The organism is Mesorhizobium sp. M0296, from assembly GCF_040321675.1.
Classification (GTDB): domain Bacteria; phylum Pseudomonadota; class Alphaproteobacteria; order Rhizobiales; family Rhizobiaceae; genus Mesorhizobium.
This window is the reverse complement of record NZ_JAMYRZ010000002.1, coordinates 196,741-213,548: the sequence shown is the minus strand read 5'-3', so window position 1 is coordinate 213,548 and position 16,808 is coordinate 196,741. Positions and strand designations below refer to the sequence as shown.

Sequence of the window (16,808 nt, the reverse complement as noted above, 5' to 3'; positions counted from 1 at the left end):
CTGCCCGGACATGCCTCGGTCCTTGAATTAATTGAACGTTTGTTTTATTGTCCGCGAAAAGGCGGCTTGTCATGGCGCGTACGACCGGTTCCGACGGAGAGAAGACCGAAGCTGCGGTCCGCGAGGCGGCGGTCAGCCTGATTGCGCGTCTCGGCTACGAGGCGATGTCGATGCGCCAGCTGGCGGCCGAGGTCGGCGTCCAGGCAGCGGCGCTGTACCGCTACTTCCCGACCAAGCAGGATCTTCTGTTCGTGCTGATGCATGAGCATATGGAAGGCTTGATCGAGGCGTGGCGCGCAACACGCCCTGTCGGTGCCGATCCGGCAGCGCGGCTTGCCGCTTATGTGGAAAACCACATCGCTTTCCATATCGAACGCCGCCACTCCACCCATGTCTCGAACATGGAGCTGCGCAGCCTGTCGCATGAAAAACTCACGCAGATCCTGCGCATGCGCACGGCCTACGAGAAGGAGCTGCGCGCCATCCTGCGCGACGGCGTCGAAGCGGGGTTATTCAGCATCGAAGACACCGGGCTCACCGCCATGGCGCTGATCCAGATGATGACCGGCGTCATCGTCTGGTTCCGGCCGGGCGAACGGCTGTCGATCGCCGAAGTCACCGCTACATATCTAGCAATGACAATGCGCCTTGTTGGAGCAAAGAGCGATGGCGCGAGGACGAGCCACGGCGCCGTGCGTCCATTCGAGCGCGCAACGGACGCTGCAGCACTTTGATTTCGCGCATGATCCCGATTTTCGCGGTCGTGCGCCGGGAGGAACGGCATGTACACGCATACGCTCAACTTCGGGCTTGACGAAGACATCGAGGCGCTGCGCGACCTGGTGCGGCGCTTCGCCCAGGAAAAGATCGCACCGATCGCCGCCGAGATCGACCGCTCGAACGAATTCCCGGCACATCTGTGGGCGGAGCTCGGCGGGCTCGGCCTGCTCGGCATCACCGCCGATCCCGATTTCGGCGGCAGCGGCATGGGCTACCTCGCCCATGTCGTGGCGATGGAGGAGATTTCGCGCGCCTCGGCCTCGGTCGGCCTCTCCTACGGCGCCCATTCCAACCTCTGCGTCAACCAGATCAACCGCTGGGCAACGCAGGCGCAGAAGGAAAAGTATCTGCCTTCGCTCTGCAGCGGCGAAAAAGTCGGCGCACTGGCGATGTCGGAATCGGGTGCCGGCTCCGATGTGGTGTCGCTGCGCCTGCGCGCCGAAAAGCGCAACGATCGCTATGTGCTGAACGGCACCAAAATGTGGATCACCAACGGGCCGGACGCCGAGACGCTGGTCGTCTACGCCAAGACCGATCCGGAACTCAATTCGCGCGGCATCACCGCTTTCATCGTCGAAAAGGCTTTTGCCGGTTTTTCCGTGGCGCAAAAGCTCGACAAGCTTGGCATGCGCGGCTCGAACACCGGCGAGCTGGTGTTCGAGGATGTCGAAGTGCCGTTCGACAATGTGCTGCACGAGGAAGGGCGCGGCGTCGAGGTGCTGATGTCGGGCCTCGACTACGAACGCGCCGTGCTGGCCGGCGGCCCGATCGGGCTGATGGCTGCGTGCCTCGACGTGGCGATCCCTTACGTGCACGAACGCAGGCAGTTCGGCCAGCCGATCGGCGAGTTCCAGCTGGTGCAAGGCAAGCTAGCCGACATGTATGCGACGATGAACGCGGCGCGCGCCTACGTCTATGCCGTGGCCGCCGCTTGCGATCGCGGTGAGACGGCCCGCAAGGATGCTGCCGGCTGTATTCTCTTCGCCGCCGAAAAGGCAACGCTGATGGCGCTCGACGCCATCCAGCTTTTGGGCGGCAACGGCTACATCAACGACTACCCGACCGGCCGGCTTTTGCGCGACGCCAAGCTCTACGAGATCGGCGCCGGCACCAGCGAAATCCGTCGCTGGCTGATCGGGCGGGAAATCATGGTGGAGGGCGCCTGATGGCGTCTTTTTGAGATTTTGCCAGAAGCCGCACGATGTGGCACACTTCGGAATATGTGCCACAACACGGGCGAGACGGACCATGGCTGGCAAAACGGGAAAGTCCGGATTTGACGAAGATCCGCAGGCACGGTTCGATGCCGGCGCTCGCCAACCACAGCTTCGTGCTCCGGCGAAACGCGAGCGTGTCAAGCTTGGCGAGGGCGGGCGCTTCGTCATTCCTGCCGCGATGCGCGAGGAGATGGGCGTGAAGCCTGGCGAGGACATGATCCTTCATGTCGAAAACGGCGAGCTGCGGGTAAGATCGTGGCTGCAGAATCTGCGACGCGTCCAGGCCGAATTGTCAGCGTTGAAACAGCCCGGTGAAAGCGTCGTCGACGAATTTCTGAAAGAGCGACGGGAAGAGCAGCGTCGAAGCGACAAGCGTCTCGACCGGCTTCACGCCGAAGGGACAACGGGAAAGCGGACGAAATGAAGCCCTACGTCATGGACAGTTCGGCGGCGCTCGCAATCCTGCTCAACGAGCAAGGCACCGACAATGCTTTGGGGTTCGCGCCGGACGCACAATGCAGTTCAGTCAATGCGGCCGAAATCATCGCCAAGCTGATCGACAAGGGACGCAGCATGGAACAGGCCGCGGACGACCTCGCCAGTCTCGGCATGCCGATCGCCGTTTTCGACGACGCGATGGGCATCGCCGCCGGGCAGCTTCGCCAATTGACGCGGCATCGCGGCTTGTCGCTGGGCGATCGGGCTTGCCTGGCGCTGGCAATTCGCGAGAATGCCATTGCCGTCACCGCTGATCGCGATTGGGGCGACCTCGATGTCGGCTGCAAGATCGAGCTGATCCGGTAGCGCCATGGCCCCCCTCACCTCTCAGATGTCGTCCGCCTCCGATTTCTTCCGCACCAATGCCGAGCGCATGCGGGCGCTGGTCGCCGATATTGCTGAAAAAGCCGCCGCCATCGAGCGCGGTGGCTCGGAAGAGGCGCATGAGCGGCACGTCTCCCGCGGCAAGCTCCTGCCGCGGCAACGCCTAGCCCAATTGCTCGATACAGGCTCGCCCTTCCTCGAAATCGGCCAGTTCGCGGCATGGTCGATGTATGGCGAGGACATCCCTTCGGCCGGCCTCATCGCCGGCATCGGCCGCGTCGAAGGCACCGAAGTGATGGTCGTCGTCAATGACGCCACGGTGAAGGGCGGCACCTATTATCCACTGACGGTGAAGAAGCATCTGCGTGCACAGGAGATCGCATTGCAGAACAATCTGCCTTGCGTCTATCTGGTCGACAGCGGCGGCGCCAATCTGCCCAACCAGGACGAGGTGTTTCCCGACCGCGATCATTTCGGCCGCATCTTCTACAACCAGGCCAACATGTCGGCCGCCGGCATTCCGCAGATCGCCTGCGTCATGGGTTCGTGCACGGCCGGCGGCGCCTATGTGCCTGCGATGTCGGACGAGACAATCATGGTGCGCAACCAGGCGACCATCTTTCTCGGCGGGCCGCCGCTGGTGAAGGCGGCCACCGGCGAGGACGTCACCGCCGAGGACCTCGGTGGCGCCGACGTGCACACAAGGCTTTCCGGCGTTGCCGACCACTATGCGCTCGACGACGAGCATGCGCTGGCCATATGCCGGCGTATCGTCAAAAACCTGAATCGGAACAAGACTGTAAGCCTTGCCTTACAGAAATCGATTCCGCCGCTTCACGATCCACATGAACTCTACGGCATCGTGCCGACGGATCTGCGCCAGCCCTACGACGTGCGCGAGGTAATCGCCCGCACCGTCGACGGTTCCGAGTTCGATGAGTTCAAGCAGAATTATGGCACCACGCTGGTCACCGGTTTCGCCCATCTCAGCGGCATGCCGGTCGGCATCGTCGCCAACAATGGCGTGCTGTTTTCGGAAAGCGCGCTGAAGGGCGCGCACTTCATCGAGCTGTGCTGCCAGCGCAAGATCCCGCTGATTTTCCTGCAGAACATCACCGGCTTCATGGTCGGGCGAAAATACGAGGCCGGCGGCATCGCCAAGGACGGCGCCAAGCTGGTCATGGCGGTCGCAACGGCCAAGGTGCCGAAGGTGACCGTGATCATCGGCGGCTCGTTCGGTGCCGGCAATTACGGCATGTGCGGACGCGCCTATTCGCCACGCTTCCTGTGGATGTGGCCGAATGCCCGCATTTCGGTGATGGGCGGCGAGCAGGCGGCAACGGTGCTTGCCGTGGTCAAGCGCGAAGGCATCGAGCGCAAGGGCGGGGAATGGAGCGCCGAGGAGGAAGCGAAATTCAAGAAGCCGATCCTGATGAAGTACGAGCACGAGGGACACCCGCTCTATTCGTCGGCAAGGCTCTGGGACGACGGCATCATCGACCCGGCCAAGACCCGCGAGGTGCTGGCGCTCAGCCTTTCGGCCGCGCTCAACGCCGAGATCGAGGAGACAAAATTCGGCGTGTTCAGGATGTGAGATGAGCGAAATCGGCCAGAGGATTCGCATTCAAACCGGCGACATCACGAAGCTGGCGGTCGATGCCATCGTCAACGCCGCCAACACCTCTCTTCTCGGAGGCGGCGGCGTCGACGGCGCTATCCACCGCGCGGCCGGCCCCGAGCTTGTGGCAGAATGCCGGACCTTGCATGGCTGCAAGGTCGGAGACGCAAAAATCACCAAGGGCTACAGGCTGCCCGCGCGCTACGTCATTCATACGGTCGGGCCGGTCTGGCAAGGTGGCAGCAAAGGAGAAGCCGAACTGCTCGCCTCCTGCTATCGCCGGTCGCTCGAAATCGCCGCCGCAAAGGACTGCCGGACGGTGGCGTTTCCTGCGATCTCGACCGGGGCCTACCGCTATCCGAAGGATCAGGCGACGCAAATTGCTGTCGGGACCGTGAGCGCCTTCATCGGCCAGAACATCGTTCCGGAAACCGTCATTTTCTGCTGCTTCGACGAGCCGACGACCGAACTGTATCAGCGGGTAGTTGCTGCACTCGGCAGGGTGTGACCCTGCGCGGGCGACAACCCACCACATCTCCAGACTATTTTTTGCTTCTCGATCTGGCCAGACGAAAGAATAACGGCTATTGATCATCGCAAATACCAATGGGGATTGGGCGAAGATGAGGCGGCGGGTTTTTCAGAGAACAACTGGGCATATACTTGCGGCGTTGCTTATATTAGCGACGCCTGGCATCAGTGCGGCGGAGTCGCTGGCGGGAAGCAAGGGCGAGACACGTTTCTATCCCTATTTGCCGCAGAGCCCGAAGGATCCGTGTACCAGGGCCTACAAGGCCTATGTAGCGGCCGGCGGCCATTCAGCCTATGCAACCACTCCGTATTCCCGGGTGCGTTTTCTGTACATCATCTGCGGCTCGCGCTTGAATGCACCGTCACAGCAAGCTGCCGAAGAATTGGCGTTGAAATCCTGTCAGGCCGCCCGCAGCAGTTACAGAGTTACAACAGGCGGCGGCTGCGAAATCGCTGCCTCCAAGTAGGCGAATATATTTCAGTGTTTGGGGTTTAAATGGGTTTGGCAATGAAATCTTTATCAATCAAGCGAGCAACCATGTCGGTGCTTGCACTGCTTGTGGCTTCTGCACCGAATGTCGGCGCCGCCGAATCGCTGGCTGGAAGCAAGGGCGACAGCCGCTTTCCGGTCTATTTTGCGCCGGGTACAATCGGAGGCTGCGGCCAGAATTACAAGGACTATGTGGCGGCTGGCGGTCACTCGGCCTATGCGATGACGCCATTCAACTGGGCAACCGAATTCACTATTTGCGGTGCTTATCTGAATGCAACATCCCAGAAGGCTGCGGAGGCGCTGGCGTTGAAATCCTGCCAGTCCGCGCGCAGCAAGTACAAGGTCACGACTGCAGGGGCCTGCGCCATAGCTGCCTCCAAATAGACCGACACTCGTCGGCCTTCGACGTATTCAATGGGTGGGAAAGATGAAATCTATAAGCGTCAAACAAGCAGTCTTCTCGCTGATAACCGGGTTGCTTCTAATCTCGAGCCCCAATGTCGGCGCGGCGGAATCGCTGGCTGGAAGCAAGGGCGACGTCCGCTTCTACCCGTATTTTCCGGCGACCGCGGATCGGCCATGCACCAAGGCATATAAGGCCTATGTGGCGGCCAGCGGCCATTCAGCTTATGCGACCACTCCGTATTCCCGGGTGCGTTCGTTGTACATCCTGTGCGGCTCGCGCTTGAATGCGCCCTCGCAAAAGGCTGCCGAGGATATGGCGATGAAATCCTGCCAGGTCACCCGCGACCGTTACAGGGTCACGACCGGGGGAGCTTGCGAAATCGCGGCCTCAAAGTAGGCAGGCCTCGCTTGCCTACCCTTTGACCGCCAGACTACAAAGCAGGGCATTGCCGCAGTTCGCGTGACGAGAATTCGCGCCGTTGGCGGCAGCTCTGCCTGTGGAGGCCCGATGTTCGCCAAGATCCTGATCGCCAACCGTGGCGAGATCGCCTGCCGGGTGATCCGCACGGCACGCAGGATGGGTGTGCGCAGCGTCGCCGTCTATTCCGACGCCGACGATCGCGCCTTGCATGTCGAAATGGCCGACGAAGCGGTGCATATCGGCGCCTCTCCCGCCAACGAAAGCTATCTGCGCGGCGACAAGATCATCGCGGCGGCCTTGGCCACAGGTGCCGAGGCCATCCATCCGGGCTACGGCTTTCTTTCGGAAAACCCCGAATTCGTCGACCAGGTCGCGGCGGCTGGGCTGATCTTCATTGGGCCGTCGGCGGCCTCGATCCGTGCCATGGGACTGAAGGACGCCGCCAAGCGGCTGATGGAAAAGGCCGGCGTGCCTGTCGTTCCGGGCTACCATGGCGAAGCGCAGGAGATCGTGTTGCTCGCCTCCAAGGCGCGCGAGATAGGCTACCCCGTCCTGATCAAGGCGCGCGCCGGCGGCGGCGGCAAGGGCATGCGGCGTGTCGAGCATCCCGATGATTTTTCTGAAGCACTGTCGGGCGCGCGGCGCGAGGCGAAAGCCGCGTTCGGTGATGACCGCGTCTTGGTTGAAAAATATGTCGACAAGCCGCGCCACATCGAAGTGCAGGTGTTTGGTGACAATTTCGGCAACGCCGTGCATCTTCACGAACGCGACTGCTCGGCGCAGCGCCGCCATCAGAAGGTGATCGAGGAAGCCCCTGCCCCCGGCATGACGCCGGCACTGCGCAAGGCGATGACGGAGGCGGCGGTGAAAGCCGCCAAGGCAATCCACTATTCCGGCGCCGGTACCATCGAGTTCATCGTCGATGCCTCGCAAGGTCTGAAGGCCGACCGTTTCTGGTTCATGGAAATGAACACCCGTCTGCAGGTCGAGCACCCCGTCACCGAAATGGTTACCGGCATCGACCTGGTCGAGTGGCAGTTGCGGGTAGCCGCCGGCGAAAAACTGCCGAAGACGCAGAGCGAGATCGCGCTCTCCGGCCACGCCTTCGAGGCGCGCATCTATGCCGAGGACGCGGCAAGAGGGTTTTTGCCGGCGACCGGCACCTTGCACCATTTGAAATTTCCGCAGCCGGCACCGGAGGGTGCGACCATGCGCGTCGAAACCGGTGTACGCGCTGGCGATGCGATTTCGCCGTTCTACGATCCGATGATCGCCAAGCTGATCGTTCATGGCAAGGACAGACGGACGGCGCTCACAGCGCTTGGCGCGGCACTGTCGCAGACCGAAATCGCCGGCTCGACGGTCAACACTGGCTTTCTTGCCGCGCTGGCCGCTGATGCGGATTTTGCGGCGGGCGATGTCGATACCGGCCTGATCGCCAGGCACCAGCAGGCGTTGACGGCGGTTCCGCCGCCGAGCGGTGAGACGATTGCCGCCGCGGCACTTGCCGCGTCCGGTGCGCGCGACTTGCCGTCCTCGGACGATCCCTGGTCGTCACTGGCCGGCTATGCGCATTTCCACGCTGTAGCGCGGAGCACCCTGCTGAAGTTTGGCGAGCAGGAGATCGGCGCGCGCGTGTCGGTGCGGCCGGACGGGCGGTTCGAGGTGGCGCTGGATGCGCCCTATGACAGCGTCAATTCGCGGGATCTCCGCGCGGCGCCTCGCCTCGCCCGCTGGCCGGGCCACGTCACGGTCTTCGATGGTGCAATCGGCTACGGTTTTGCCGTGCCGGATCCGCTGGCCCGAGCCGACGAAGCCGCCGCCGCTTCCGTCAGCCTGCGCGCTCCAATGCCCGGCCTGGTCAAATTGGTGCGTGCAGCCAAAGGCGAGTCCGTGATCAAGGGCCAGCCGCTGCTGATCCTGGAGGCGATGAAGATGGAGCACACCATTGCCGCGGCCCATGACGGGGTTATCGCCGAGATTGCTGCCGAAGGCGCGCAGGTAACCGACGGCACCGTGCTGGTTCGCTTTGCCGAGGAATCTCAGTTGACTGCTGTTTCCCTATCCACGAAGTGATCTCGAACGCGTGACAAAGGCGTCGCCAAAAACAATATGGCCGGGTTTGACCCCGGCCATGTTCGATTACAGCAGCGCGTCTTACGGCGCCGCGGCCATCACGGCTGGATCGGCGCGTATTTGCCGTCATGCCACTGGTTGATGTCGTAGCTCGCGTTCTTGAGGTCGCCCTTCTCGTCGAAGGTGACCGAGCCGACAACCGTGCTGATCGGCTGACCGTTCTTTAACGCTTCGGCGACTCTTGCCGGATCGTCGCTGCCGGCGCGTTTGATGCCTTCGGCGAAGGCCTGGATCACCGCATAGGAAAACAGCGTGAAGCCCTCCGGCACGAAGCCGCCGGCCTTGATCTTGGCGATGGCTTCCTTGGCTTCGGGCTTCGCCTGCGGGTCCGACGGGAAGACGAACATGGTGCCTTCGCCGGCCGGACCGGCAACCTGCCAGAATTCCGGCGAAGCGATCGAGTCCGGCATGATCAACTGGAACTTGAGGTTCTGCTCCGCCGACTGGCGCAGGATCAGGCCGGCTTCGGGGTGATAGCCGCCGAAATAGACGACGTCGGCTTTCAGCTCCTTGAGCTTGGTAACAAGAGCGGAATAGTCCTTCTCGCCGGCGTTGATGCCCTCGTAGAGGATCTCTTTGAGACCGTTCTGGTTCATCGTTGCCTTGACGGCATCGGCCACACCCTGCCCATAGGCGCTCTTGTCGTGCATGATGACGACGTTCTTGCCGGCATATTTCTTGGCGATCCATGGACCGATGAAAGCGCCCTGCGCATCGTCGCGCGTATAGAGGCGCATGATCGTCGGCCAGCCGGCCTTCGCCGCTGCGTCGGTTAGTACCGGGTTCGAGGAAGCCGGACTCATCATAAGCGCACCGGCTTCGGCGTAGACGGCGGAGGCCGGGATGCTGGAGCCCGAGCAGGCGTGGCCATCGATGAACTTGACACCATTGGCGATGATGCGGTTGGCGACCGAAACCGCCTGCTTCGGATCGCACTGGTCGTCCTCGATGTCGAGCTTGATCTGGCGGCCGTCGACGCCGCCCGCCGCGTTGATCGCGTCGGCGGCGGCTTGCGCGCCCTGCTTGAACTGATCGCCGATGGTGGCAAGCTGACCGGTCATCGGTCCGACCACCGAAAAGGTGATGTCGTCGGCGAAGGCGACCGGCGCGGTCATCATCAGGCCAAATATGGCTGCGCTCAAAATACTGAATTTCTTCATGGTGACACAACTCCTCCATTCTCGCGCGACCATCCCGGCCGCGCCTCTTCCAGAGTGGCGGGAGAATTTCATCCTTCACCGGGGCTGTCTAGACGCATCGTCGGCACTCGATTGGGCCTGCAATACGCAGTCCCAAAGACAAAGCCGCGCCAGCCTTGTTCCGGCCGGTCGCGGCTTTTGCCATGAGCTTCCCAACGCATCGGCGCCAGGACCCGCTCGCCTTCCCTGTCTATTGCACAGCTTGCCGCCGTGTTCTTGATCTTGTTGGCTCAGCCGTCTTGCGCCGCCTTGATTTTTCGAGCCCGGCCCTCTGCGCGGCCTTGACCCGAAGCGTCCCTGTTGTGAGGTCAGTACCCTTGTGAAGTCGATGCCGGCGAATTCAGTGCATCGTCATCCATTCGCGAGCTTCGCGCAGCGCCTTGGCGATCTCGACCTTCGACATGGCGGCAGACAATTCGGAGCGCAGTTCCGCGGCGCGGGCCGAACCCTTGATCGCGGCGATGTTGAACCATTTGTGGGCGGCGACGACATCGGTCTCGCAATCGCGGCCAGTCGCATACATCATGCCCAACTCGAAAAGAATATCGGCCTGGGCAGTTGCCCCCATGGCGCCGAAGCCGGCTTCAAGCATTTCAAAACGTGCCATTTCAAATCCCCTGTTCTGGCTCCCGAGAGCTGTCTCCGTCTGTCCCTCGGTGTCCTTGATTACCGTCGGGGGCGGCCGCTCTTTCGATGCTTTCGAGAATGCCCCGGAGGCTTGAATCCGTCGTTAAATGGCGTGCTTAATTTGAGGAAAACAAAGCTAAAACAAGAGGTAAACGCGAAAATTCGTTAAGGATACAAAGCCAGCAATCGCGCCGGTTTGCACAAGATTTGAAGAAAACTTGCGAGGCGCGGATCAAGACTCCGCTAACCACAGAAGACAAAGACGTGTGCGGCCCGTTTCATTTTTCGCCGGCGCGGCCGTTCGGGAGCGGGCAAAAACCCGCAACCCTTCCGTCGCGGCACCGCTTTTGTTTTTCCAGGAGCTGGACTAGCTTACGTTTGCGTAAGGGGCAGACACCCGGGACGGAGCCCGATTGGACTTACCTGAGGGAGGAAAGACATGTTTCGACAAGTGAGCCTGGCCCTCGCGGCCGCAATAATGATGACCGGCGCGGCATGGGCCGATCCGATCGAAGGCAATTGGAAAACGCAAGCCGGATCGACTGCCGCCATTTCGGGTGGCGGCGGGGCATTTTCGATTACGCTCAAATCCGGCAAATTTGCCGGCAAGAACATCGGTTCACTGAAGGTTGCCGGCGACAACAAATATGCCGGCACCATAACCGACCCGGAAACCGACAAGACCTATTCGGGCAAGGCTTCGCTTTCCGGCAGTTCGCTCAAGATGAGCGGCTGCGTGCTCGGCGGGCTGATCTGCAAGAGCCAGACCTGGCACAAGCTCTGATCGTGCCCTTCCTGCCGGGGTGAGCGGGGCCAGTCGGCCCCGTTTTCATGTTATCGGTCTCGCAGCCATGGCGTCGCCATGGGTCGCTGCACTCAAAGCGGACCCTCTCAGAGATCATCAGCCATTTTTGAACCGCAGATGAACGCCGGGATCAGAGCCGGTTCAGCCGGGGCAAGGCATTGTCATGCGTGTTGAAGGAGACACCGCGCAATGCTTGCCCGCCGCTTCACCATCGTCTGCCTGCTGATGAGCCTGTTCGGCATGTTGTTCGCCGTCCTTGTCGCCGAAGCCGGCCGGCCGTCCCGCTCCTGGGACGTCGCCAGTTCCTGCCGACTCGGTTGCTTGAACCATCTTCACCACTGAAACGACAAAGAGCTGAACCTTTAGAGAAAAGCAAAACGCCAATGAACCGCCTCGCCGCCAACACCCTCAAGACGCTTCGGCTGCTGCCGCGCGCGGCGCTCATCGTGACTGTTCTTTCGGTACCGGTACTGGCCGTGCCGACGATGCGCACCAATGCCGGCTCGACGATCGAGGCGCCTGCGTTGAGGAAGTCAGGCCTCGGCTTTGTGCTGCTGGTTAGCCTGCAGCGCGGTTAGCAGACCGAAAAACGCCGACAGCGCGTATTGAGGCCGCCTTACCCCCTCCCAACCGCGCGTCCAACTCTCTATATTGGGTCATGGAAAAGCGAATCTATCCCCAAGCCATTGAATCGGTGGTCACGCCGGAGCCGTTTGGCCGGCAGAGCTTCAACGACGCCAAGAAGGCCGTCGCGGCCCTACAGGTGCTTTACGACCGCAACACCAAGTTCCTGCGCGATTCATTTGCCGCGCTCGCCGCGGGCGGCGACAACAACAAACGCTACCGGGCTTTCTATCCGGAGATCGGCGTCACCACGAGTTCCTTCACGCAAATCGACTCGCGGCAGGCCTATGGCCACATGCCGACGCCGGGGCATTTCTCAACCACCGTCACCCAGCCTGCTCTTTTCGAAAGCTACCTCACCGAACAGCTTCGGCTGATCATGCGCAACCACGGCGTTCCCGTCACGGTTTCGGAATCGACCACTCCCATCCCGCTGCATTTCGCCTTCCTCGAAGGCACGCATGTCGACGGCACTGCTGCCGAGCGCATCAAACGGCCGATCCGTGACCTGTTCGACGTGCCGGATCTCGACGGCACCGACGACCAGATCGCCAACGGCACGTTCGAAGTGGCATTGGGCGAGGCACGGCCGCTGGCGCCGTTCACCGCGCAACGGATCGACTATTCGCTGCACCGGATGTCGCATTATACGGCGACCAGTCCCCAGCATTTCCAGAACTTCGTGCTGTTCACCAACTACCAGTTCTACATCGACGAATTCGTCGCCCGTGCACGCGAATTGATGGCCAATGGCGGTGACGGATATGTCGAGTTCGTCGAGCCGGGCAACATCGTGACCAAAGCAGGGGACGGTGCGCCCGGTGAGGGTGCTGCGCCCCCTCGCCTGCCGCAGATGCCGGCCTATCATCTGAAGAAGCCGAATCATGGCGGCATCACCATGGTCAATATCGGCGTTGGGCCTTCCAACGCCAAGACGATCACTGACCATATTGCGGTGCTCCGGCCGCATGCCTGGGTGATGCTCGGCCATTGCGCCGGCCTGCGCAACACGCAGGCGCTCGGGGATTATGTGCTGGCCCATGCCTATGTACGAGAAGACCATGTCCTCGACGACGATCTTCCGGTCTGGGTGCCGATCCCGCCGCTAGCCGAAATCCAGGTGGCTCTGCAGGAAGCGGTCGCCGAGGTCACCGGGCTTTCCGGATATGATCTCAAGCGCATCATGCGCACTGGCACCGTCGCCACTATCGACAACCGCAATTGGGAGCTGCGCGACCAGCGCGGGCCGGTCCAGCGGCTGTCGCAGTCGCGGGCGATCGCGCTCGACATGGAATCGGCGACGATCGCCGCCAACGGCTTCCGCTTCCGGGTGCCCTATGGCACGCTGCTTTGCGTATCCGACAAGCCGCTGCATGGCGAATTGAAGTTGCCGGGCATGGCGACCGAGTTCTACAAGCGGCAAGTAGCGCAGCACCTGACCATCGGCATCAGGGCGATGGAGAAGCTGGCTGAAATGCCGATGGACCGACTGCATTCGCGCAAACTCAGGAGCTTTTCGGAAACTGCCTTCCAGTAAATGCCGAATCGCATGTGTCTGTCCAGGTCAGGACATTTCGTCATCTTGATTGAGCCGCACTTCTGCCGATAGACAAAGCGATGGCACGTGTTCGGGACATGACGGTTGCGCTGGCATTCGTCGCAATGCTTGCACTCTCGGCCGCTCTGGTGGCCGGGTCCTTCGGATCGCTGCATCCGGCCCTCGATTCCTTTGCTCATTTCCGCGTCCATTTTTCGGTGCTGATGGCGCTTTGCGCGCTGCCGCTGCTCGCCACCTCGTTTCGCCTGCAGGCCGCGGCCGCATTGCTGTTTGCGATAGCCTCCTTTGCCACCACGTCGAATGCCTTGCCGCTTTCGCGGCTATGGCAGGTGCAGGCCGCCTACGAAGCCAAACCCGGTGACGAGCCAGTCTACCGCCTGCTGCAGATGAACCTCAGGTTCAACAATCCAACGCCTGAGAAGGTGCTGTCGCTGATCGGCCGGACCCAGCCTGATGTGATCACCCTCGACGAGGTGTCCGAGATGTGGAAGGCAAAGCTTGGGCCGCTATCCGGCGCCTATCCCCACCGGATCCTCTGCCCATATCCCAATGGCGTGTTCGGCGTTGCGCTGCTGTCCAGACGACCGTTTGCCATAGGCACGGAGCCGCACTGCGACAGCCGCGGCGCGATGGCGATCGCCACGGTCGATTTCGGCGGAACCGACGTCGATGTCGCCGCCATCCACCTCACCTGGCCATGGCCGCACAACCAATCACGGCAGATTGGAGGGTTGTCTGACGAAATCGCCTCGCTTGGCGAGACGTCGATCCTGGCAGGCGACTGCAACGCAGCGCCATGGAGCGCCGCCGTCCGACGCGTCGCATCGCTTGGCAAGCTGACTGTAATGCCATCGGTCGGGCCGACCTGGCTCTACAGAAGGCTGCCGGATTTCCTGCGCTTCGCCGGACTGCCGATCGACCAGGTTTTCAGCAAGGGTGCCATCGTTATCCGTTCGGCGTCGACCCTTGAGGACACCGGCTCAGACCATCTGCCGGTGCTGGTGGAGTTTTCGCTACGGTCGGATGAACAAAAGCCGCTCGACGAGCACCAGACGGCGACCGCGCTTGCGGCGCTGCCTGGCGGGACGCGAAGCTGAAAATCGGCAGTCCAATCTCGACCTGGCTTATTACTGGCCCACAAAAGCGCGGATGAGGTGCTCGACAGGGCCGCCGTCGCGATGCTCGTGCGCATCGAAGGCGATCTGCTTTGCCTCGTATTCGGCATAGATGGCATTGATCCGGCGCTTTGCCTCGCGACGTGCCTCGAAACAGTGCGGGTCATCACCGACTGTCAGCCCTCGAACCGACTTTTCGGTGGCCCGCATCATCTGTCTGGCGATGCGGCCATGGCTCTCTTCATGGGCGCGGACGCCAGCGAAGAACCGCTTCCAGCGCTTCTGCAGCGCAGGCGACGTGGCTGAGACTAGTTTGGGATAGGTATAGAAGAGATTGAGCGTCCCGTTGGCCTGGCGCAGGCGGCAGACGCCGTTTTCCCGATGGGCGTCGAAGGTCCAATCATCGACGCTGTAGCCGGTCTGCGCGATGGCGTGGGTCATGAAGCCGTGCTTCGGCCCACTGCGATCCATGGCCTCGATCAGGGCCGCGCCGGTGGTTCCGGCAATGCTGTAAGTTCGTGTCTTGACCAGCACCTTAGTGCCGGCCAAGGCTGCAGGGGCGCACAATGCCCCGATCGCCACAACGCTCGTCAGAACTGCCAGGCGCATTTTTCCTTCCTCCCTGTCGCCGCAGAAAGGAAACACAGGCAGGCGGTTTATTCAACAATCCTACGGTTGCGCTGCTCCTCATCTTGTTTAGTCCGGAGCAAACCTTGTGACTTACATGTTCTGGTAGACCGGGCCCTCGCCGCCCTGTGGCGGCACCCAGTTTATGTTCTGGTTCGGGTCCTTGATGTCGCAGGTCTTGCAGTGCACGCAGTTCTGCGCGTTGATGACGAAGCGCACATCCTTGGCTGCGGGATCGGCGGCGGCATTGCCGTCCTTGTCGACCCATTCGTAGACTGCGGCTGGGCAATAGCGGGTCGAGGGCCCGGCAAAGACATCATGCTCGGAGCGCTTCTGCAGGTCCATGTCGGCGACGAGCAGGTGCACCGGCTCGTTTTCCTCGTGATTGGTGTTGGACAGGAACACCGAGGACAGCCGGTCGAAGGTCAGCACCCCGTCCGGCTTCGGGTAGGCGATCTTCTGGTGCGCGGCGGCCGGTTCCAGCGTCGCGTAGTCGGCCCTGCCGTGCTTCATCGTGCCGAAGGGCGAGAAGCCGAACAGCGTGTTCAGCCACATGTCGAGGCCGCCAAGGCCGACGCCGACAATGGTGCCGAAGCGCGACCATAGCGGCTTGACGTTGCGCACTTTCTTCAGGTCCTTGCCGATATCGGTGGCGCGCCAGGTGGCCTCGTAGGAGGCCAGCTCGTCATTGGTGCGGCCGGCGGCTATCGCATCACAGACATGCTCGGCCGCCAGCATTCCGGAGAGCACGGCATTGTGCGAGCCCTTGATGCGCGGCACGTTGACGAAGCCGGCCGCGCAGCCGATCAGCGCACCGCCGGGGAAGGACAGTTTCGGCACCGACTGCCAGCCGCCTTCGGTGATGGCGCGGGCACCATAGCCCAGCCGCTTGGCATCCTCGAACGTGCCGCGGATCGCCGGATGGGTCTTGAAGCGCTGGAACTCGTCAAAGGGCGACAGATAAGGGTTCTTGTAGTTCAGGTGAACGACGAAGCCGACTGCCACCTGGTTGTCCTCGAGATGGTAGAGGAAGGAGCCGCCGCCGGTCTTCATATCGAGCGGCCAGCCGAAGGAATGCTGGACAAGGCCCGGCCGATGGTTTTCCGGTTTGACCTGCCAGAGTTCCTTGAGGCCGATGCCGTATTTTCCGGGCTCACGACCGTCGGAAAGGTGGTATTTGGCGATCAGTTGCTTGGCCAGCGAGCCGCGCGCGCCCTCGCCGATCAAGACATATTTGCCCATCAGCGCCATGCCCGGCGCAAAGCCCGGACCGTGCGTGCCGTCCTTCTCGACGCCCATGTCGCCGGTGACGACGCCGGTGACCGCACCGACCTCGTTGTAGAGCAGGCCGACCGCGGCAAAGCCCGGATAGATCTCGACGCCCAGCGCCTCGGCCTTGGTCGCCAGCCAGCGGCAGACATTGCCGAGCGAGACGATATAGTTGCCGTGATTGTTCATCAGCGGCGGCATCAGGATATTGGGCAGACGGAACGAACCGGCGGGGCCGAGAACCAGGAAATGGTCGTCGGTGACCGGTGTCCTGAAGGGATGACCCTCCTCTTCGCGCCAGCCGGGCAGCAGCCGGTCGATGCCGATCGGATCGACGACGGCGCCGGACAGGATGTGCGCGCCGACTTCGCCGCCCTTTTCCAGCACGACGACGGAAAGCTCGGGATTGACCTGCTTGAGACGGATCGCGGCGGCGAGGCCGGCCGGGCCGGCGCCGACGATGACCACGTCGAATTCCATGCTTTCGCGTTCGATATCGCTCATCGATCCCTCACTGGCTCGCTATTCCCGGCATCCTGCTGGCTCACGCGCTGCATAGCG

At 62.0% G+C, this 16,808-nt stretch carries 19 protein-coding genes; 15 read left to right on the top strand and 4 right to left on the bottom strand.

From position 1 onward, the window contains the following. Positions 1-71 precede the first annotated feature (71 nt). From NKI97_RS03845 to NKI97_RS03800, 10 genes are all read left to right on the top strand, one after another. On the top strand, positions 72-734 hold the full coding sequence (locus NKI97_RS03845) for a TetR/AcrR family transcriptional regulator (RefSeq protein WP_352449019.1): 663 nt from the start codon (positions 72-74) through the stop codon (positions 732-734). A gap of 48 nt (positions 735-782) precedes the next feature. Further along, positions 783-1,946, top strand: coding sequence for an isovaleryl-CoA dehydrogenase (locus NKI97_RS03840; RefSeq protein ID WP_352449020.1), 1,164 nt, complete (start codon positions 783-785; stop codon positions 1,944-1,946). Positions 1,947-2,028: 82 nt separating this feature from the next. Then, a complete protein-coding gene (locus NKI97_RS03835) occupies positions 2,029-2,421 on the top strand; it encodes an AbrB/MazE/SpoVT family DNA-binding domain-containing protein (RefSeq protein WP_352449021.1) in 393 nt (130 codons plus the stop codon). Then, positions 2,418-2,801: a type II toxin-antitoxin system VapC family toxin gene (locus tag NKI97_RS03830; RefSeq protein WP_023677795.1), complete on the top strand. Its 384-nt coding sequence runs from the start codon at positions 2,418-2,420 to the stop codon at positions 2,799-2,801. Before NKI97_RS03835 ends, NKI97_RS03830 begins: the two co-directional genes overlap by 4 nt. A 4-nt stretch (positions 2,802-2,805) precedes the next feature. Beyond that, a complete protein-coding gene (locus NKI97_RS03825) occupies positions 2,806-4,413 on the top strand; it encodes a carboxyl transferase domain-containing protein (protein ID WP_352745066.1) in 1,608 nt (535 codons plus the stop codon). Between the two features lies 1 nt (position 4,414). Further along, entirely contained in the window at positions 4,415-4,945 is a 531-nt protein-coding gene (locus NKI97_RS03820; RefSeq protein ID WP_352449023.1) for an O-acetyl-ADP-ribose deacetylase, read from the top strand. Between the two features lie 115 nt (positions 4,946-5,060). Further along, complete coding sequence (locus NKI97_RS03815; protein ID WP_352449216.1) at positions 5,061-5,435, top strand: hypothetical protein; 375 nt, start codon at positions 5,061-5,063, stop codon at positions 5,433-5,435. 29 nt (positions 5,436-5,464) lie between these two features. After that, complete coding sequence (locus tag NKI97_RS03810) at positions 5,465-5,845, top strand: hypothetical protein (protein WP_352449024.1); 381 nt, start codon at positions 5,465-5,467, stop codon at positions 5,843-5,845. Between the two features lie 43 nt (positions 5,846-5,888). Next, positions 5,889-6,263 (top strand): hypothetical protein, encoded by a 375-nt coding sequence (locus NKI97_RS03805; RefSeq protein WP_023677798.1) that lies wholly within the window; start codon positions 5,889-5,891, stop codon positions 6,261-6,263. A gap of 111 nt (positions 6,264-6,374) precedes the next feature. Beyond that, positions 6,375-8,363 carry an acetyl/propionyl/methylcrotonyl-CoA carboxylase subunit alpha gene (locus tag NKI97_RS03800; RefSeq protein ID WP_352832771.1) on the top strand — a complete coding sequence of 663 codons (1,989 nt, stop codon included), beginning with the start codon at positions 6,375-6,377 and terminating at the stop codon, positions 8,361-8,363. Between the two features lie 98 nt (positions 8,364-8,461). Here the strand turns inward: NKI97_RS03800 and NKI97_RS03795 are convergent, their stop codons facing one another. Both NKI97_RS03795 and NKI97_RS03790 read right to left on the bottom strand, forming a co-directional pair. Continuing rightward, positions 8,462-9,583 (bottom strand): branched-chain amino acid ABC transporter substrate-binding protein, encoded by a 1,122-nt coding sequence (locus NKI97_RS03795; RefSeq protein WP_352449026.1) that lies wholly within the window; start codon positions 9,581-9,583, stop codon positions 8,462-8,464. A gap of 379 nt (positions 9,584-9,962) precedes the next feature. Beyond that, complete coding sequence (locus NKI97_RS03790) at positions 9,963-10,229, bottom strand: SEL1-like repeat protein (RefSeq protein ID WP_010915070.1); 267 nt, start codon at positions 10,227-10,229, stop codon at positions 9,963-9,965. Positions 10,230-10,688: 459 nt separating this feature from the next. Between NKI97_RS03790 and NKI97_RS03785 the strand changes: the two genes are divergently transcribed. The 5 genes from NKI97_RS03785 (at position 10,689) to NKI97_RS03765 (ending at position 14,333) form a co-directional block, all read left to right on the top strand. Then, a complete protein-coding gene (locus NKI97_RS03785; RefSeq protein ID WP_023677801.1) occupies positions 10,689-11,033 on the top strand; it encodes a DUF2147 domain-containing protein in 345 nt (114 codons plus the stop codon). A gap of 210 nt (positions 11,034-11,243) precedes the next feature. Beyond that, entirely contained in the window at positions 11,244-11,396 is a 153-nt protein-coding gene (locus NKI97_RS03780) for a hypothetical protein (protein ID WP_023677802.1), read from the top strand. Between the two features lie 41 nt (positions 11,397-11,437). Further along, the gene (locus NKI97_RS03775; RefSeq protein ID WP_352449027.1) at positions 11,438-11,632 is read left to right on the top strand and encodes a hypothetical protein; all 195 of its coding nucleotides are present in this window, start codon (positions 11,438-11,440) and stop codon (positions 11,630-11,632) included. Between the two features lie 80 nt (positions 11,633-11,712). Beyond that, positions 11,713-13,215, top strand: a complete 1,503-nt coding sequence (locus NKI97_RS03770; RefSeq protein ID WP_023677804.1) for an AMP nucleosidase — start codon at positions 11,713-11,715, stop codon at positions 13,213-13,215. An 80-nt stretch (positions 13,216-13,295) separates the two neighbouring features. Beyond that, positions 13,296-14,333, top strand: coding sequence for an endonuclease/exonuclease/phosphatase family protein (locus tag NKI97_RS03765; RefSeq protein WP_352449028.1), 1,038 nt, complete (start codon positions 13,296-13,298; stop codon positions 14,331-14,333). A gap of 30 nt (positions 14,334-14,363) precedes the next feature. Here the strand turns inward: NKI97_RS03765 and NKI97_RS03760 are convergent, their stop codons facing one another. Further along, a complete protein-coding gene (locus NKI97_RS03760; protein ID WP_352449029.1) occupies positions 14,364-14,960 on the bottom strand; it encodes a DUF922 domain-containing protein in 597 nt (198 codons plus the stop codon). A 111-nt stretch (positions 14,961-15,071) separates the two neighbouring features. After that, positions 15,072-16,751, bottom strand: coding sequence for an electron transfer flavoprotein-ubiquinone oxidoreductase (locus NKI97_RS03755; RefSeq protein WP_352449030.1), 1,680 nt, complete (start codon positions 16,749-16,751; stop codon positions 15,072-15,074). Positions 16,752-16,808 lie beyond the last annotated feature (57 nt).

Excerpts from the sequence above, each read along its gene's own strand:
- NKI97_RS03845 (WP_352449019.1), top strand. The coding sequence starts at position 72 with ATGGCGCGTACGACCGGTTCCGACGGAGAGAAGACCGAAGCTGCGGTC.
- NKI97_RS03840 (WP_352449020.1), top strand. The coding sequence starts at position 783 with ATGTACACGCATACGCTCAACTTCGGGCTTGACGAAGACATCGAGGCG.
- NKI97_RS03835 (WP_352449021.1), top strand. The coding sequence starts at position 2,029 with ATGGCTGGCAAAACGGGAAAGTCCGGATTTGACGAAGATCCGCAGGCA.
- NKI97_RS03830 (WP_023677795.1), top strand. The coding sequence starts at position 2,418 with ATGAAGCCCTACGTCATGGACAGTTCGGCGGCGCTCGCAATCCTGCTC.
- NKI97_RS03825 (WP_352745066.1), top strand. The coding sequence starts at position 2,806 with ATGGCCCCCCTCACCTCTCAGATGTCGTCCGCCTCCGATTTCTTCCGC.
- NKI97_RS03820 (WP_352449023.1), top strand. The coding sequence starts at position 4,415 with ATGAGCGAAATCGGCCAGAGGATTCGCATTCAAACCGGCGACATCACG.
- NKI97_RS03815 (WP_352449216.1), top strand. The coding sequence starts at position 5,061 with ATGAGGCGGCGGGTTTTTCAGAGAACAACTGGGCATATACTTGCGGCG.
- NKI97_RS03810 (WP_352449024.1), top strand. The coding sequence starts at position 5,465 with ATGGGTTTGGCAATGAAATCTTTATCAATCAAGCGAGCAACCATGTCG.
- NKI97_RS03805 (WP_023677798.1), top strand. The coding sequence starts at position 5,889 with ATGAAATCTATAAGCGTCAAACAAGCAGTCTTCTCGCTGATAACCGGG.
- NKI97_RS03800 (WP_352832771.1), top strand. The coding sequence starts at position 6,375 with ATGTTCGCCAAGATCCTGATCGCCAACCGTGGCGAGATCGCCTGCCGG.
- NKI97_RS03795 (WP_352449026.1), bottom strand. The coding sequence starts at position 9,583 with ATGAAGAAATTCAGTATTTTGAGCGCAGCCATATTTGGCCTGATGATG.
- NKI97_RS03790 (WP_010915070.1), bottom strand. The coding sequence starts at position 10,229 with ATGGCACGTTTTGAAATGCTTGAAGCCGGCTTCGGCGCCATGGGGGCA.
- NKI97_RS03785 (WP_023677801.1), top strand. The coding sequence starts at position 10,689 with ATGTTTCGACAAGTGAGCCTGGCCCTCGCGGCCGCAATAATGATGACC.
- NKI97_RS03780 (WP_023677802.1), top strand. The coding sequence starts at position 11,244 with ATGCTTGCCCGCCGCTTCACCATCGTCTGCCTGCTGATGAGCCTGTTC.
- NKI97_RS03775 (WP_352449027.1), top strand. The coding sequence starts at position 11,438 with ATGAACCGCCTCGCCGCCAACACCCTCAAGACGCTTCGGCTGCTGCCG.
- NKI97_RS03770 (WP_023677804.1), top strand. The coding sequence starts at position 11,713 with ATGGAAAAGCGAATCTATCCCCAAGCCATTGAATCGGTGGTCACGCCG.
- NKI97_RS03765 (WP_352449028.1), top strand. The coding sequence starts at position 13,296 with ATGGCACGTGTTCGGGACATGACGGTTGCGCTGGCATTCGTCGCAATG.
- NKI97_RS03760 (WP_352449029.1), bottom strand. The coding sequence starts at position 14,960 with ATGCGCCTGGCAGTTCTGACGAGCGTTGTGGCGATCGGGGCATTGTGC.
- NKI97_RS03755 (WP_352449030.1), bottom strand. The coding sequence starts at position 16,751 with ATGAGCGATATCGAACGCGAAAGCATGGAATTCGACGTGGTCATCGTC.